The 17622-nt window shown below is 70.6% G+C and carries 8 protein-coding genes; 1 reads left to right on the top strand and 7 read right to left on the bottom strand.

Annotation, left to right across the window (positions count from 1 at the left end):
* Positions 1-42: 42 nt before the first annotated feature.
* The 5 genes from F4559_RS02025 to F4559_RS02045 form a co-directional block, all read right to left on the bottom strand.
* A complete protein-coding gene (locus F4559_RS02025) occupies positions 43-825 on the bottom strand; it encodes a succinate dehydrogenase iron-sulfur subunit (RefSeq protein ID WP_184665879.1) in 783 nt (260 codons plus the stop codon).
* Positions 825-2576: a succinate dehydrogenase flavoprotein subunit gene (gene sdhA / locus F4559_RS02030; RefSeq protein ID WP_184665880.1), complete on the bottom strand. Its 1752-nt coding sequence runs from the start codon at positions 2574-2576 to the stop codon at positions 825-827. Before sdhA ends, F4559_RS02025 begins: the two co-directional genes overlap by 1 nt.
* A gap of 22 nt (positions 2577-2598) precedes the next feature.
* Complete coding sequence (locus F4559_RS02035) at positions 2599-3006, bottom strand: succinate dehydrogenase hydrophobic membrane anchor subunit (RefSeq protein WP_184665881.1); 408 nt, start codon at positions 3004-3006, stop codon at positions 2599-2601.
* Positions 3007-3008: 2 nt separating this feature from the next.
* Positions 3009-3431: a succinate dehydrogenase, cytochrome b556 subunit gene (gene sdhC / locus F4559_RS02040; protein WP_184665882.1), complete on the bottom strand. Its 423-nt coding sequence runs from the start codon at positions 3429-3431 to the stop codon at positions 3009-3011.
* A gap of 222 nt (positions 3432-3653) precedes the next feature.
* The gene (locus tag F4559_RS02045; protein WP_184665883.1) at positions 3654-15155 is read right to left on the bottom strand and encodes a hypothetical protein; all 11502 of its coding nucleotides are present in this window, start codon (positions 15153-15155) and stop codon (positions 3654-3656) included.
* Between F4559_RS02045 and F4559_RS02050 the strand changes: the two genes are divergently transcribed.
* Positions 15139-15327 (top strand): hypothetical protein, encoded by a 189-nt coding sequence (locus F4559_RS02050; RefSeq protein WP_184665884.1) that lies wholly within the window; start codon positions 15139-15141, stop codon positions 15325-15327. The genes F4559_RS02045 and F4559_RS02050 overlap by 17 nt on opposite strands.
* Here the strand turns inward: F4559_RS02050 and F4559_RS02055 are convergent.
* Together F4559_RS02055 and F4559_RS02060 are read right to left on the bottom strand one after the other, a co-directional pair.
* A complete protein-coding gene (locus tag F4559_RS02055) occupies positions 15324-16979 on the bottom strand; it encodes a hypothetical protein (RefSeq protein WP_184665885.1) in 1656 nt (551 codons plus the stop codon). The genes F4559_RS02050 and F4559_RS02055 overlap by 4 nt on opposite strands.
* A gap of 15 nt (positions 16980-16994) precedes the next feature.
* On the bottom strand, positions 16995-17486 hold the full coding sequence (locus F4559_RS02060; RefSeq protein ID WP_184665886.1) for a YbaB/EbfC family nucleoid-associated protein: 492 nt from the start codon (positions 17484-17486) through the stop codon (positions 16995-16997).
* Between the last annotated feature and the right edge of the window lie 136 nt (positions 17487-17622).

Here is a 17622-nt window from a genome sequence, read left to right on the forward strand (position 1 = left end):
CGACCCGTGATCGGCGCGCACCCCGTTCGGGCAAGTCGGTTGTCAGACGCGCTTGAAGAGCAGGGCGCGCTTGACTTCCTGGATGGCCTTCGTGACCTGGATGCCGCGGGGGCACGCGTCGGTGCAGTTGAAGGTCGTCCGGCAACGCCAGACGCCGTCCACGTCGTTCAGGATGTCCAGCCGCTCCTCGGCGCCCTCGTCGCGGCTGTCGAAGATGAAGCGGTGGGCGTTGACGATCGCGGCCGGGCCGAAGTAGCTGCCCTCGGTCCAGTACACGGGGCACGAGGTCGTGCAGCACGCGCACAGGATGCACTTCGTCGTGTCGTCGAAGCGCTCGCGGTCGGCGACCGACTGGACCCGCTCACGGGTCGGCTCGTTGCCGTAGGTGATCAGGTACGGCTTGACCGCGCGGAACGCCTCGAAGAACGGCTCCATGTTCACCAGCAGGTCCTTGTTGACCGGCAGGCCCTTGATGGGCTCGATGGTGATCGTGGTGGGCTTGCCGTTCGCGGCCAGCAGGTCCTTGAGCAGCACCTTGCACGCCAGGCGGTTGACGCCGTTGATGCGCATCGCGTCCGAGCCGCAGATGCCGTGCGCGCACGACCGGCGGAACGTCAGCGTGCCGTCGAGGTACCACTTCACGTAGTGCAGCAGGTTCAGCACGCGGTCCGAGGCCAGCGCGGGGATCTCGAACGAGTCCCAGCGGGGCTCGTCGTCGAACTCCGGGTTGAACCGGCGGATCTTCAGCGTGACGGTGATCGCGCCGTCCGGCACCGGAGGCTGGGAGCCGCGCGAACCGGCGGGTGCTTCAGCGGTAGCGGTCATCAGTACTTGCGCTCCATCGGCTGGTACCGGGTGAACGTCACGGGCTTGTAGTCCATGCGGATGTCCGCGGACAGGCCGTCACCCTGCTTGTAGTACATGCTGTGGCGCATGAAGTTCGTGTCGTCGCGGTTGGGGTAGTCCTCGCGGGCGTGGCCGCCGCGCGACTCCTTGCGCGCCAGCGCGCCGTGCACGAGCACCTCGGCGAGTTCGAGCAGGAAGCCCAGCTCGATCGCCTCCAGCAGGTCGGTGTTGAACCGCTTGCCCTTGTCCTGCACGGTGATCCGCTGGTAGCGCTCCTTCAGCGCCTGCACGTCGTGCAGCGCCTGCTTGAGCGTGTCCTCGGTGCGGTACACCGACGCGTTCGCGTCCATCGTGGCCTGGAGTTCGGTGCGGATGTCCGCGACGCGCTCGTGGCCGTGCTCGGACAGGACCAGCGCCACCTGGGCCTCGACCTGGGTCGCCGGGTTCTCCGGCAGGTCGACGTGCTCGTGGGCGTTCGCGTACTCGGCGGCGGCGATGCCCGCGCGCCGGCCGAAGACGTTGATGTCCAGCAACGAGTTCGTGCCCAGCCGGTTCGCGCCGTGCACGGACACGCACGCGCACTCGCCCGCCGCGTAGAGGCCCGGGACGATGTTGTCGTTGTCCCGCAACACCTCGCCGTGGACGTTGGTCGGGATGCCGCCCATCGCGTAGTGCGCGGTCGGGTACACCGGGACCGGCTCGGTCACCGGGTCGACCGCGAGGTAGGTGCGGGCGAACTCGGTGATGTCGGGCAGCTTGGTCTCCAGGACCTCGGCGCCCAGGTGCGTGCAGTCCAGCAGCACGTAGTCCTTGTTCGGACCGGCGCCACGACCCTCGATGACCTCCAGGGCCATGGAGCGCGCGACGATGTCACGCGGCGCCAGGTCCTTGATGGTCGGCGCGTAGCGCTCCATGAAGCGCTCGCCGGACGCGTTGCGCAGGATCGCGCCTTCGCCGCGCGCGCCCTCCGTGAGCAGGATGCCCAGGCCCGCGAGACCGGTCGGGTGGAACTGGTAGAACTCCATGTCCTCCAGGGGCAGGCCCTTGCGGAAGACGATGCCCATGCCGTCGCCGGTGAGCGTGTGGGCGTTCGACGTGGTCTTGAAGACCTTGCCGAAACCGCCGGTCGCGAACACCACGGACTTGGCGTGGAAGACGTGGATCTCGCCCGTCGCCAGCTCGTACGCCACGGCGCCGGTGCAGACCGGGCCGTCCTCGGTCTCGGTGAGGCAGATGTCGAGGACGTAGAACTCGTTGAAGAACTCGATGCCGTGCTTGACGCAGTTCTGGTACAGCGTCTGGAGGATCATGTGGCCGGTGCGGTCGGCCGCGTAGCACGCGCGCCGCACGGCGGCTTCACCGTGGTTGCGGGTGTGACCGCCGAACCGGCGCTGGTCGATGCGACCCTCGGGCGTCCGGTTGAACGGCAGGCCCATCTTCTCCAGGTCGAGGACCGCGTCGATGGCCTCCTTCGCCATGATCTCGGCGGCGTCCTGGTCGACCAGGTAGTCGCCGCCCTTGATCGTGTCGAAGGTGTGCCACTCCCAGTTGTCCTCCTCCACGTTCGCCAGCGCGGCGCACATGCCGCCTTGCGCGGCGCCCGTGTGGGAACGCGTGGGGTAGAGCTTCGTGAGCACGGCGGTGCGGGCCCGCTGGCCCGACTCGATCGCCGCGCGCATCCCGGCGCCACCCGCGCCGATGATCACGACGTCGTACTTGTGGAACTGCATGTCGAAGGCTCCCCGCGGCGGGTCAGGAGGTGATGTCCGGGTCGAAGGTGAAGATCACGTACGAGCCGAGGGCGATGATCAGCACCATCGACACGTAGAGCAGCACCTTGAGCCAGAACCGGGTGGCGTCCTTGCGGGCGTAGTCGTTGATGACCGTGCGCAGCCCGTTGCCGCCGTGGATCTGGGCCAGCCACAGCATGGACAGGTCCCAGAACTGCCAGAACGGCGAGGCCCAGCGGCCGGCGACGAAACCGAAGTTGATGCGGTGCACGCCGCCGTCGAGGATGTTCATGATGAACAGGTGGCCGAGCACCAGCACGAGCAGCGCCACGCCGGAGATCCGCATGAACAGCCAGCTGTAGAGCTCCAGGTTGGAGCGGCGGGCGGCCGGGCGGCGGGGGGACCGGGGCTTGTCGAGGGTCAGGCTCATCGTCAGCTACCCCCGAACAGGTCGGTCACGGTGCGCACCATCATGAAGTACGTGCCCGGGATCATGACCGCGACCCAGATCGCGAGGATCACCCAGAGCATCGGACGCTGGTACTTCGGGCCCTTCGACCAGAAGTCGACGAGCATCACGCGGATGCCGTTGAGCGCGTGGTAGAGCACGGCGCCGACGAGGCCGACCTCGAACAGGTTGACGACCGGGTTCTTGTAGGTCTCGATGACCTTGTCGTACGCGTCCGGGCTGACCCGCACGAGCGCGGTGTCCAGGACGTGTGCGAACAGGAAGAAGAACGTCAACACACCGGTGATGCGGTGGGCGACCCAGGACCACATGCCCAGGTCGCCGCGGTAGAGCGTTCCGCCTCCTCGGGAGGTGCCCGCCCGCTCAGTAGCGGTGGTGCCGGCCATGCGCAACGGCCTCCAGCGTCAGTGGTGGACTGGTACCCGCGTCTGCGCGGGACCTTGACCCCCGGATGCTAGACCCGCCCGCCGTGGCCGACCCAATGGCCGGGACCCGTCTGTGAGCGACGAGACAGGGCGTGCCACCTTGACCGTTCCACATCGGGTGACGGTCCGCGACGTGGGTCACTCGGGCGAGTGGCCCACGCCGTCCCGGCCGGATCGTCGGCGTCAGCGGGGGACGACCATCTCGGCGACGACCCGCCGGCGGTCTGCCCCGGGGTCCGTCGAGTCGGGCGGTACCGCCCGACCGTGGGACAGCGTCACGACGGTGATGTCCGCGGGGGTGAGCGGGCGTTCGCCGTCCGGGAGGTCCTTCTGGAGTTCTTCCAGCAGGCGGGCGATTTCCACGTCGACCCACGCCTTGGCGACGTCCGCCCGTGCCTGCCCGGTCTTCGTGGCGTGCAGGTGCGAGTTGCCGTAGGCGTGCACGTGGATCTCCGGCAGCGGCATGCCGTTGCGGTGTCGCCAGAGCGCGGCCTTCACGGTGGACCACGCCACGTCGGTCAGCGCACTGTTGCCGTACTCCGGCAGCTGCCGGCCACCGGCCGCCACCTCCGCCGGGTCGAGCCGCTTGGCGTCGTCGGCGAGCGTGACCTTGGCGACGTACTTCTCCAGGTGCGAGCTGGTGACGGCCACCAGCGGGTTCGCCGAGGTGTGCCGGTCCAGCGGCTCGTCCAGGTGGGCCCAGCGGTCGAAGAACGACTCGCCCTCGGCTTTGCTGTACATGCCGAGGAACCACATCTGGCCGGGGGCCGGCAGCCGATCCGGCCCGGCGAGGACTGTGATCATCTGGCGTGCCCGCAGCTGCGCGTTCTGGAGTTCGACCTCCGCGCTCTGCCGGTCGCTGCCCCGCACCGCCGGGTCGCGGAGCAGGTCGCGCAGGGACTGGATCCGCACCAGGTCCTCGGCCAGCCGGCGCTGGTCGGGCGTGCTGTACACGTCGGCGACCACCTGGTCCCGGATCGCCGGCAGGTGGCGTCCGTACGCGGTCAGGTTGGCTTCGATCGCCTCGTCCAACGCGTACTTGCGTACTCCGCCCTGGCGCACGGACTCGACGGTCAGCTGGGTCGCGTCGTCCATGCTGGTCACCGCGACCGACCCGAGGTGGTAACCCCACACGGCGCCGAGTTGGGCGCCGTCGTGCGCGGTGAAGTCCTGGCCGAAGTCCGGTGCCTTGGGATCGTTCGCGTCGGGGACGGCGATCGACTGCAACAGGTACGCCTCACCGGGCCGGGCCCAGGCGAACTGGTTGACGCCCAGCCTCTCCGCCGCGTGGTTCAGCCGGGCGTGCGCGAGTGTCCCGGGTCGCAGCGCCGTGCCGTACTCCCGGCCCGGCCGGGGCGGCGCGATGGACTTGCGCTCCAGGTGCTCGGCGATCGACCGCGCCGAGATGTCGCCCGGTGCGTCGGTCGACCACGCGTGCCTGGCCAGGGCGTCGGCCAGTTCGTGGGTGCCCAGGAACTCGTGCGAGCCGCCGGGCGCGATCGAGCCGAGCACCGGTGTGGTCCCGTCGTCGGTGCGCATCACGACCTGCCGGTGCGTGCCGCCGATGACGGCCTGGGAGAACTCGCTGCACACGCTCGGCGGCGTCTTGTCGAACTTCGGGGTGACCATGACCAGGGAACGGGCGCCCGATCCGTTGTCGACGGTCACGGTGTTCCCGGGCGCGACGACCAGGGTGACCTTGCTCCCGACCTCCCGCAGCCGCGCGTTGGCGGACTCGACCAGGTCGGGCGTGGCGTAGAACTCCTTGAACCGCGTGCCCGGAGGCGCCTGCGGGAGGCCGAGCGTGGCGTCGTGCGAGAAGACGATCGGGGGGTTGGTCGCCGCCTGCCCCCGATCGACCACGGGGATCGTGGCGGGGAAGCGCCTCGGGTCGGTGTCGAGGGTGACGTTCTCGTTGTGCAGCACGAACTGCGGTTCCACGCCGTCGCTCGCGAAGGTGTAGTCGAGGACGGTCGACCGGCCCGGCCGCGCGTAGTCGTCCACGACCGAGGCGAGGTGTTCCGCGTTGGCCGCGCGGGCCGCGTCCGCCCGCTGTCGGTCGAACTCCTGTCGCTTCCGGTCCTGCTGCGCCGCGTAGCGCGCCGGGCCGCTGTCCGGGATCGGGTCGGCCGCGGGACGCGGTGCCGGCCGGGGTGCGGTCGTCGGCGCCGCGGTGCCGATCAGGGCCCGTGCCAGCGCGCTCGCGGTACCCCGATCGCTGGTGTGCAGGGTCAGGGCGATCTGGGCCAGGTCGTCGTCGCGCACGCGGCCGACGGGGTCGGCCGCGTGCGCGATCGACAGGGCGTCGGTCAGCAGGGCGTCCAGCTCGCGTTGCGGCAGGCGCAGCGACAGCAGGGCGTTGCCGGTGGCCGTCGCGGCGAGGCGCGGGTCGGGTGGCGTGCGGCCGATGTCCCCGGCGCGGTGCTGCGCGGCGGCCATGCCGCGGTGGTGGAGTTCCCAGGCCACGGCGGCGATGGCCGGGCCGTCGATCGCGTGCGGGTTGGCGGCGAACTGCAGGCTGATGCGGTCGGCGTGGTTCAACAGCGGGTCCAGCCCGCCGACCGGGAGGTTGAGGTTCGCCAGTGCCACGCCGGCCGGCCCGCCGTGGCCGCGGAGCCAGTCGATCGCCGCCGCGTGGCGTTGTGCCTGGGTCTGCGGCCGCGTGGGGGCGTGCGGTGCCTGGACGGTGTGGTCCGGGGCTGCCTCGACCGTCGGTTCCACCGACGATTCCAGTGCCCGCATGCGGTTTTCGATGAGCCAGGCGTTGCGGGGTTTGAGGCTCGTGTCGGTGGCGTCGATGCCCTGGGTCATGGGTGCGTTGTCGGCCATGACCCGGCCCTTGCCGTCCTGGTGCTGGAAGATCGGCTTGACGTCGGAGGTCTCGTGGTACTCGTCCTGGAGGCCGATGAAGTGGCCGACCTCGTGGGCGAGGCGTCGGGGGTCGGTGTCGACGGGCCAGTTGAGCTGGTTGGCGCGGCCGTCGGGGTCGGTGAGGGTGACGGTGCTGTGGGCGTCGGCGGGGTTGTCGACGAACTCGACGGTGACGTGGAGTTGTTCGCCGGAGGGGAGGCGGTGGCCCTGGTTGAACAGTTCGTCGACGCCGGCCCTGGTGCGGGCTTCGACGTCAGCGCGGGCGTCGGTGTTCCCGTCGAGGTGGATCTTGACGGTGAGGTCCTTGACCTTGGCGCCGCCGATGTCCAACGTCCGCACGTCGTAGGCGATCGGACCGCGCCACGCCCGTAGGTCGATCCCGTTCGGGCCGACGGTCGAGGTGTTCAGGACGCCGCCGTCCTCGCCGCGCACCCACGAGGTGGGCGGGGTGTTCGCGCGGGCGTGGGCGATGTCGTTCGCGGAGACGGGCGCCGGGTTGGCGAACCACTCGGCGGTGGACGCGGTGCTGTGCCGCCAGGTCCCGTCGTCCAGGACCGACCGCGACGGCAGCTCGGTGGACGTGATGACGACCGGCTGTGCCATCGGCGTCGACTTGGGCGCGACGGGCGGGACGTAGCCCTCCGGCCGCTTGAGGTCCCAGTCGACGTGCACGTCCGCGCCGTCCGGACGGCCACCCGGCCGCACCACCGCGTCGATGCCCCTGGCGAGCAGTTCCGCGCGCATCGACTGCGCGTGCGCGCCGGAGACCTCGACCACGGGCGGCAGGTAGCCGAGGCGGTCGCGCTTGGCGTTGGCCTCGACCAGATCGGTGGCGAGTTCGTCGAGCTGCGCGGTCTGCGTGTCGGACAGGGCGGTGTCGTTCGGCGCGAAGGCGAACGACCGTTCGGGCCGGGCGGTGCGCGGGGTGGCGTCCGGGCTCCCGACGGGGTGGACCGGCGTGACGGTGCGGGGGGTGCTCGTGTTCGTCGAGGTCGGTGGCGCGGGAGGGGTGATGGTGATGGCGGGGATCGAGGTGTTGCCGGTGGTGTTCGTCGAAGTGGAGCCGACCGCGGGGGCGTTGTTCTGCTGCGTGCTCGAACCGGCCGGCGGGGTGACCGGGGTGGCGTTGAAGGTGTCGATGCCGGCGTCGAGGGTGGTCTTGGCGTCCCACCACGCCTGCTGCTTGACGTCCGACCGGGCCCGGCGGTCGGCCAGCTCGACCAGGGTGGCGGCGTGGTCGGACTGGACCGTGTCCAGGGCCGCCTGCCGCCGGGCGCGTTCGTCGATCGCCGCGTCGAGGGCGTCCCGCGTGGGCTTGCCCTGGGCGATCGCGTCGGTCAGGTCGGTGTTCGCCTTGTCGAGCGACTGCTCCAGGGTGGACAGCTCGGCCTGTGCGTCGGCGAGGTTCTTGCGCGCGGTGGGGATCTCGGTCCCCGCCTGATCGAGCATCTGCCTGGCGTAGGACACCCGGGCCTTCGCCCCGGCCTGCGCCTCCGTCGCGTTGACGAGCGCGGCGTCCAACTTTGCCGTCGGCCTGCCGTCCAGCTTCGCCTGGTCGATGGCCGCCGTCAGGTCGGTGACCCGGGTGTCGAACGCGTGCGAGATCGTCCGCGCGTCCCGCAGCATCTCCACGCGGTCGTCGTAGCTCGGAGTCAGCCGCTCGCCGCGGGCCTGTGCCTCGGCCAGCTCGCCGGACAGACGGTCGACCTCGGTCCGCTTCGCGGCGGTCCGGGCGTCGAGGTCCGCGACGGCCTGGTCCAGCCCGTCGATCTTCGTGGCGTGCGGCGCGTGGTCGCCGGTCCTGGTGACGATGTCCGCGTCGGCGTCGGCGAGGTTCCCGGCGGCCTTGGCGATGTCGGCGTCCAGGCCGTCGGCCCGGTGCAGGCTCGCCTCGACCTCGACCTCGGCGGTGCGCCACTCGGCGGCGGTGTCCTTGACCCTCTTCTGGGCGCCGTCCAACGGCGCCAACGGCTTGTTCCCCAGCAACTTCTCGACCTCGGGTGCCGGCATGCGCAGCTGCGCCGAGCCCGGGATCGTCAGGTCGACCACCCGGATGTTGCCGTTGCCGAGATCGGCGACGATCCGGTACTCCATGTCCACGTCGACCAGGCCGGACCGCCCGCCCGCCTTGGGGTTCTGGCCCCTGTTGGCGGTCTGGCCGGCCGGGGTCGTGTCGATGGCGTCGGAGCCGTGCTTGGTGTCGACGCCGGGCGTGGTGAAGGCGAGGTCCGGCGACTGCTTCGAGGTCACGTTGGTCGCGCCGATGCCGAACGTGAGGTCGCCGCTCTCGCCGTGCCTGGCGTCGCTCGCCGTGGACGACGTCGTCGACGTCGGGTTCTCCAGGTTGATCGTGTCACTGAGACCGGCCAGCCGGGGGTTCACCATCCGGCCGTGGATCTCCAACTTCACGTGCTGCCCCGGGCCGAGCGTCTTCTGGTGCTGGCCCGGCACGACCAGCGGCGACGAGGTCATCCCGAGCAGCACCGACTGGAGGGTCTCGGAGCTGAGCGTGGACTCCAGCGCGTTGCGCGAACCCGTGCCCTTCGCCGTGAGGCCGTCGGACGCGCCCGCGAGCGTCATCGTGCGGACCGACGTCGCCCGCAGGTCGGCCGCGCCGCGGAAGCTCTCGACCGAGGTGTTGGTGGTCGGCACGACCACCGCCCGGGGGTCCTGCCGCCAGGCGGCGATGCGGTTCGGCCGGCCCTCCGCGGCGGGTCGGACGACGGAGGTCTTGGTGAACGGCTGCGCCGCGGGCCGGTTCGCGTTCTCGACCTTGAGGTTGTCCGCGAGCAGTCGGACCGTCATGTCCTGCGCCGACTTCGTGTCGACCCGGCCGACCTCGACCGAGCCGCGTTCCACGACCAGTTCGAACTTGACCTTCACGGTGAAGTGCGCCTGCGGCCCACCCGCCTGCCTGAGGTTGCCCGCCTGTCGGGTGGACGTGGTCGAGGTGGAGTTCGAGTGCGTCTGGCCGATCGAGCCGGTGCCGACCGCGCCGACCGCCACCGACAGGTTGGAGTTGCCGGTCTGGGGCAGGCCGCTGCCCTGCAGGCGGATGCCGGTGTTCCAGGACTTGCCCTTGCCCTGCAGATCGGTGTCCTTCGTCGAACCGGTGGCCGCGTGCTCCATGTCCGAGCCGTCGTGCGTCGCCTTGAGGAACACTGGCGGGCCCTCGACCTTGGCCCGGAGCGTGACCTGGTAGCTGTTGTTGCCGAACGTGCCCGGCTTGTGGACCAGCAGCGGTACGCCGCCGTCCAGCGCGCTGTCCACCAGCGCTTTCACGCTGGACTCGGACGTGAGGTCCACCATGCGCTGGAAGTTGTTCATCGAGTCGTCGAGCACCGACGGCGGCATGAGTTCGGTGCCCAGCCGACCGAGTTCGGCGCGCAGCTCCGGCACGAGCGGGGACAGGTCGGGGACCGTCTCGATGTGGCTCAGACCGAGGTTGACCGGTGCGACGGCGTTCGGGGCGGTGTTCGTGGCCGGGGCCGGGCTGAACAGCTTCGGCGGCTGCATCCTCGCCGTGACGGCGGACGTGTGCGGCGGCACGGCCGGGATCAGGCCCATCTGGCGCGCGGTCGCCTCGTCGACCCGGACGAACACGCTGCCCGGCAGGTCCACAGTGGACCCGGCGCGGTTCGGCGTGCCCTTGACCAGCACGTTGCCCGTCCGCGACTCCGCGACCAGGTTGACCTTCGCGTCGAGCTGCACGTAGTAGGTCCGCTGCGCCTGACTGCGCTTGTTGCGGAACACCTCGCCGCCGACCTCGTGGCTCTTGCCGCCGAACTTCGCCCACGGCGTCCACTTGGCGTTCGGTCCGATGCCGACCGCCGCGGTCGCGTCCTTCTCGGGCTTGATCGGCACGTTCACGGCCGCGGTCAGGTCGACGGACTGGTTCTTCGTCGTGCTGTCACCGGTCTTGAAACCGCCGGTGAGCGCGTTCTCGGTGGGGGTGCCGTCGGACATCGACAGCAGCTTCGGGTTGCTCAGCTCGAAGTTGCTGCCGAACGCGCCGGTGCGGTTGGAGATCCGGCGGCTGTACAGCATGCCGCCCTCCTGGACACCGGTCTTGGACGAGATCGGCAGTTGCGCCTTGATGTTCTCGGCGCTGAACATCTTGTCGATCTGGTTGCGCGCCTGGGTGCCCAGACTGGTCAGCGACCCGTCGGCCCGCGCGGCCCGGTTGAGCACGTTGAGCGCCTCGGCGTGGATCGCGCCCGTGTTGGCGACCGCGTCGACGTGCAGCAGGTTGTACTTGTTCCGGGTGTTCGGCTGGGGCTGTGCGGTGGTGTTCGGAGCCGTGTTCGGGGCCGCGCTCGGGGCGGGGGAGTTCCACTTGCCGCTGACCAGGTCGGCGATCGTCGGCGGGGCGGTCATCGGCCGCGCGGTCGGCGTGCCGATCGGGTTCGCGTTCGGCGGGCTGGTGAACGTGGCGCCGTCGGGCACCCAGAGGTTGACCTTGCCGTTGATCGGCGGGATCGCCTTGGCGTCGGCCGCGACCGGGACGCCGTTCGCCGACGACGCCGGGTTCGGGGTGGTGGCGTCGGCCTTGGTCATCGCCACGACCTGGGGCGCGGGGATCTTCATCTTCGGTGCGCCCGGCGTCAGCCGCTTCACCCACGCCCGGTGCGCGCTGAACTTCGTCACCTCGACGGTGATGTCCACGTCGTGCTGGAAGACCTGTGCCCTGGAACCGCCGGTGCTGAGCGTCGTCGTGGTCGCGGTGGCGCCCGACGAGGTCTTGTACGCGGTGGAACTGTTGTACTTGGCGCCGATGTTCGGCGCCGGGGACACCGAGTTGCCGCCGGTCACCGTCGGGATCACCACGCGGCCTTCGAGGCCCGCGTTCCACCCCTTCTGCACGGTCGTCGAGGCGTCCAGCCTGGGTGCCACCGACGCGGAGCCGCGCACCGCGTGGCCCTCGACCTGGCCGAGGTGCGTGGGATTGCGCAGCGTGGCCTTGACCGTCACGTTCACGTAGTCGTTGGACCACAGGCCGCGCCGCTTGAGCTGGACGGTCACGCCGGGGCCGAGCAGGGTGTCCATCTTCGCGGTCAGCGCGGCCCGGCTCAGCTCGGTGTCGAGCTTGCGCTGGTTGGCCGTCGCGTCGACGACGTCGGCGAAGTTGCGGCCGGACTGGCGCGGGTCCGCGGTGGTGTTCCACTTCGGCAGGAAGCCGTCGAAGCCGGGGATGCCCTTGATCGCGGTCTCGACCTTGCCCTTGACCTCGTTGCCCGGTGCGAACTCGCCCACCTTCGCGCCGCCGCTCGCGACCTGGGAGGCGAGGTAGGGCGGCGCGTGGCGGGTGTTCGGCGTGCCGGCGGTGAAACCGGTCGCGGTGTTGACGGGCAGGCCGTGCGCGTTGGCCTCGAAGGTGCCCAGGCGCAGGTAGACGGTCGTCGGGACGACGACGTTCTGCCCGGTCGTCGTCTTGATCTCCAGGTCCGCGGTCACCTTGTACAGGCCCGTCTCGGACTTGATCTCGATGCCGGACTTGTTGCCCGCGACCGTGCCGGACGACGAGGTCTCGGTGTTCTTCGACGAGAAACCGCCCACGAGGCCCACCGTGCCGCCGACGGTCTTGGGCACCATCGCACCGCCGCCGACCGCCAGGTTGACGTCGAAGCCGCTCTTGGTCGACGACGACACCGCGCTGCCGCTGGTCGCGGACTCGTGGATGCGCAGTTGGGTGTCGTTGGTGACGCCGACCAGCTCCGCGGTCCGCGGCGTCAATCGCATCTGCACCACGCTCGCGTGCGCACTGTTGCGGCTCACCAGGTCGGGCGAGGTGATCCAGTCGTTCATCATCGCGCCCGCGTTGTCGCGGATGTTGGTCGCGCTGAGGAAGTCGCGCAGCTCGGTGCGGCCCGGCGCGCCCATCTGCGTGACCGACGGCGGCAGTTTGGCCGCGACCCGGTCGAACGCCTGGTCGGGCGTGACGTTGCCGTCGAACGTGACCGCCTCGGGCGCCGGGTGCTCGATCTTCCCGCCCCACCCGTCGGCGGGCGTCGCGATCCGGCCCGGGGTGACCGGCGGGGTGAGGGTGGTGATCTCGTCCGGGATCTTGAGCGTGATGCCGACGGGATCGGTGGCGGTCGAGGTGACCGTGCCGGTGTTCACGACGTTGTTCTGCGCGTCGACCACGGTCAGCGTGTACGTGACCGGCACGTCCGCGTTGGTCGAGTTCTTGCCCGACCGGATCTGCCGGTTGTCCACAGTGGACGTCTGTGTGGTGTTCGCCTGGGCGGGGCGGGCGAACTGCGCCTTGGCGCCGACCGAGCCGTACGGGCCGACGGTGGTGGTGAACAGCGCGCTGGTGCCGATGTCGCCCGAAGTGGAGATCTGGGTCGTGGACCCGGTCGTCGAGCCGCTGTTGGTCGCCATGTCGACCTTGGTCGTGCTCGCGGGCGGTGCGACGGCGGTGCTCGGCGGCGAGTGGAGGGTGGCGACGACCTTGACCTCGAAGTGCTGGTTGCCCACCTGGACCGGGAACTTGCGGCCGTTGCCGAGCAATGTCTCGAAGTTGCCGTCGATCGCCGCCTCGATGCGCCCGATGCCCTGCGGCGTGGCGCCGTCGACCCGGGGGAGCAGGGTGGTGACGGTGCTCAAGACGCGCGGCACGCCTGTGGGGTTGGCGGTCGCGACGGCACCGAGTGCCCGCCCGCTGTTCACGAACTCGGGGAGGTTCTTGGACGACAGCAGGGGGGTCGAGCCACCGGGGTTGGGCGGCGTGTTGCCGGGTGCGTTGTTGCCGGTGTTCGTGTTGCCCGTGTTGGTGTTGCCCGGGGTCGTGTTGGTGTTGCCGGGCGTGGTGTTCGTGTTTCCGGCGGCCGGCGTGATGGTGCCCGGCGTGATGGTGCCCGGGGGGATGGTGCCCGGCGGCGTGGCGCCGGTGGCCGTGGGGTTCGGGCGGTTGATGGTGCCGTTCCGGCTGCCGCTGGTGCCCGCGTTCGGGTTGGCGGGGGTGTTCGGCTGAGTCGTGCTCTTACTGCCGAACCACTTCCGCACGGTCTCGCGCATCGGCGCGTTGGGCAGCATCGGCGCGGGAGCGACGACGGGGGTGTCCAGGCTGCCGGTGGTGTCGCCGTTCCGCACGGGCGGGTTCTGCCGGGGGGTCTTCGCGGGGGACGGGGTGTCGCTCTCCGGCAGCACCGCGGACTTCGAACCGGTGCCGGTCGGCGACTGGTTCGGCCGCGACGTCGGGTCGACCGGGGGGATGCCGCTCGTGCTGCCGGGCTTCGGGGCGTTCTGGTTCTGCGTGTTCGGGGTTTGGGTGCCCGGGGTGTTCGCGGGGGTCTGGAGCGGCGGTGTCGTGCCGGGCCTGGTCGTGGGGGTGTCGACCGCCGGCGCGGGCTTGGCCGTGGCGGGGGTGGCGTTGCCCGGGGTCGGGGTGGTCGTCGTGCCCGGCTTGGTCGGGATGCCGACGGCCGGGGTGGGGGAGACGGCCGGGGTCGGCTTGGGCGCGGGCTGCGGGGTCGACGGGGAGTTCGGCGGCGCCGTGGAGATCGTGCCGTTGCCGATCGGAGGCTTGGCGCCCTCGAAGAGGCCGCGGTTCGGGGTCGCGGTGGGCCGGCCCGTGCGGTCGGTCCCGGTGTTCGTCGGGGTCGTTCCGGGGGTCGTCGGCGGCACGGCGGTCGGCGTCGTCGTGGTCTTCGGCGGCGCGGAGGGCGGCACCGTGGACGACGTCTTCGGCGGGGTGCTGATCGTGCCGGTGGACCCGACCGTCGGCTTGGGCGAGTCGAACAGGTTCTTGCCGGACCCGGCCGTGTATTTGCTGGTCCGCTCGGTCGCCGTCGCGCCGCCCGGCGCGGCGCCACCGGCCGGCGGTGCCCCGCCCGCGAGCGGGCTCGCGGCCGGTGCGGCGGCCGACCGGCCGTCCGGACCCCGGGTGATCGGGCTGCCGGCGGGCGTGGTGGGCGTGACGACCGCCGACTTGCTCCCGGCGGTCGGGCTGTTCGGCGAGCCGCCGACCGCGGACCCGCCGGTCCCCTTGGGGGTGGTGACGGGACTGGCCGGCGAGCCGCCGGTCAGGGGGGAACCCTTGCCCGTCGTCGACCCGCCCGTTCCGCCGGGGGTGGCGACCGGGCTGACCGGGGAACCGCCGGTCAGGGGCGAACCCTTGCCGGACGTCGACCCGCCGGTCCCCTTGGGGTTGGCGGTCGGGTTGACCGGGGATCCGCCGGGCAGGGTGGTGTTCTTGCCGGTCGACCCGCCCGTCCCCTTGGGGTTGGTGACGGGGCCGATCGGCGAGCCGCCGGGCGTGGTGGTGCCCTTGCCGGACGTGGACCCGCCCGTCCCCTTCGGGTTGGTGATCGGGTTGAGCGGGGACCCTCCAGGCGCCGAGGTGCCCTTGGTGAGGCCGCCGTTCGTGCCCTTCGGGGTGGTGACCGGGCCGACCTGCTTCCCGCCGGTGTTCCCTGGGCCGGCGGTCGTGCCCGTGGTGCCCTTGGGCGGTGGCGGCGCGGTGTAGGAGTTGCCGTTCGTGTTCGTGGGACCGGCCGTGGTGCCGGTCGTGCCCGGCGGCCTCAGGGCGTTCGAGTTCGGGATGATCTTGTCGAACTGGCCGCTGCTGTGCGTGTCCGTGTTGAGGTGCGTCTGGTGCGTCGCCTTGATGTTCGCCTGTACGTTGCCGAACGTCGTCGACGCGCGCTCGGCCTGCTGGGCCGACGAGTCCTTCGACATGTTCAGGGCGGGCACCATGAACGCGCCGATCGGACCGAACGCGTTGGGCGAGAGGCGGATCTCGTTCAGGCCCTTGGCGGTGCTCAGCATCCGCTCCTGGAAGGAACCGGCCTGGTTGGCCAACCTGTCCATCGTCGAACCGTTCACCGAGAACCCGGAACCGCCCGTCGGTCCGCCGACTCCCGTCCTGGGGGGCGGCGGCGGGTTGTTCGTGTTCGTGTTGGTGTTCGTGTTCGAGTTGGAATTCGTGTTGGTGTTCTTGGCCATGACCGGTTCTCTCCGACTCCGGAAGGACTGCGACTAGGTGGTGACCTTCGGCGCCGACGTGCTGGTGTTCGTCTTGTTGACGTAGGTCTTCTGGTAGTTCTCGTAGCTGTTCTTGGCGGCCTCGCCGGTGGCCCTGGCCTCGTTCGCCGCCCGCTCCGCCCGCGTGCCCGCGTCCTGGGCCGCCTTGGACGCCTGCTCCGCCGCCTTGATGTCGGCTTCGCTGCCGGTGCGGAACGCCTTCGCGTTGGCCTCGGCCGCCTTCGCGTTGGCCTCGGTGAAGTCGACGTTCGCCTGCTCGTAGCGGGCGTTCGCGTCCTTGGCGGCGGTGGACTTGGCGGTCAGGTCGGATTCCGCCGCGGTACGGCCCGGGTCGGGCGTGCCCTCGTTCGGGTGCTTGTCCTTGTAGTCCTGGAACGCCTTCTGCGCCGCGTCGTCGTACGGCTTCGTCGCGTCCAGCGCGGCCTTGCTCGCCTTGGCCTCGTCGGCGAGCTTGCGTGCCTTCGTCGCCGAGTCCTGCGCGGCGTCTGCGGCGGCGGCACGGGCCAGATCGGCCTCGTACTTGGCCGCCTCGTACTTGGCCTTCGCCGCGTCGTACCGCGCCTGGTCGCCGGACGCGGCGGCGGCGTTCAGCTCGTCGGCTGCGGCGTTGGCCTTGTCGTTGGCGGCCGACGCCTTGGTGGACAGGTCGTTCAGCTTCTCGTTGGCCGCCTTCAGCTCGTCGGCGGCCTTCGACTCGTTCTCCTTGGCCTGGGAGTACTTGTCGTTGGCCTCTTCGAGCTTGTCGTTCGCCTGGTCGACGACGTCCTGGTCGTCGTCCTCGCCCTGGGCCTTCGCGATGTCCTTGTCGATGCCGTGCGCGATCTTCCAGCCTTCCCAGGTGACCTCGCCGGCGTCCGCCAGGTTGTCGAACCGGTCCCAGCCCTTGCCGATCTTCTTCATGATGTCCTGAAGATCGTCGGCCCGCTTCATGTTGCGACCCAGCGCCGCGACGACGCGGGCGATCCGGGCCGAGATGTTCGCGGCCAGCGCGACCGCCTTGCCCACCGCGAAGCCGATGAAGACGGCGATCGACCCGCCGAGCGTGAACACCGCCGCTGCCGCCGCCGCGATGGCTCCCGCCAGCAGCGAGCCGAGCAGCTGCGCGATCATGTCGCGGATGATGTCCCGCGCGACCTGGACGATCATGCCGCAGATCGCGCCGATCTTGGTCCAGGTCTCGATCGCGTGCGCGAGGCTGTCGAGTTCCTTGCCGAGCTGCTCCATGCTGGCGCTGTAGCGCTCGGCCGCGGTGCCGGTCCAGCCGTCGGGCTTGATCATGCCCTGCCGGTGGTCGTCGGCCAGCACGCGCAGCTCGATGGTCCGCTTCTTGGCGGCCTCGACGACCGCCTGGATCTCCTCGGGGTCACCCAGGAGCAGGTCGAGCCCCTCTTTGAGGAACGAGACGTGTTCCAGCAGCCAGCCGATGCCCGCGCCGAGGAGCGTGCCGAACGGGTCGGCGACGAACATGGCGGTCGACGCCACCGCGCCGATCGCGTTGAACGTGATGTCCACGGCCCGGACCGTCTCGTTCTCGGCCTCGCCGCTGATCGAGTCGATCAGCCCGTCGTAGGCCTCGAAGATCAACGTGCCTTTGAACTTGTTCTCTTCGGTGACGTTGACGAACGGCGTCGGGGCGTTGGTGTCCGGCATGCGGGCCTTCCTGGCTCACCAGGGCCGGTTGTCGTCGTCGACGTCGTCGGCCGCGGCGGGGCGGCGGACGGGTCGCGACGGTGCCGGCGCGGGCTGGGGGACGGGCGGGCGCACCGGTTCGGGTTCGGGCTCGGCGTACGCGTCGTAGTCCCCGTGAGCGTCCTCGTCCCCGTCGGTCGGGATCGAGTCCACGATCAGGCGCATCGCCTCCGTGCCGCCGCCGAACGGCTCGAACGCCGCGACCACGTTGGCCGCCGCCTGCCGCTGGGCCTGCCGCACGGTCTCCATGATCAACGTGGTGAGCCGGGCCGGGCCCAGGTCGCACGCGCGGTGCCCGAGCTGGAGGTTCTGGAGGCCGCCGTTGGGGTTGACGGTGACCGTCACCGAACCGTCCTTGCTCTCCACCCGCGCGCCGGCGTTGGCGACGTTCTCCTGGAGTTCCACGGACTTCTTGCGGATCTCCTCGATGCGGCCCGCGTAGTCTTCCAGCCAGTGTCGGGGGTCCAAGGCCGCCTCCAGGTAGGGGTACCGGTGCGGCAATGAGTTGACCGACTGTCGCCAACGCGAGGCCAACGTCCCACCAACGGAGTATCACGAGAAAGGGAGGCCGGAACCCCGCCGTAGGTTCCGACCTCCACCCAGG

The organism is Saccharothrix violaceirubra (genome assembly GCF_014203755.1).
Lineage (GTDB): Bacteria > Actinomycetota > Actinomycetes > Mycobacteriales > Pseudonocardiaceae > Actinosynnema > Actinosynnema violaceirubrum.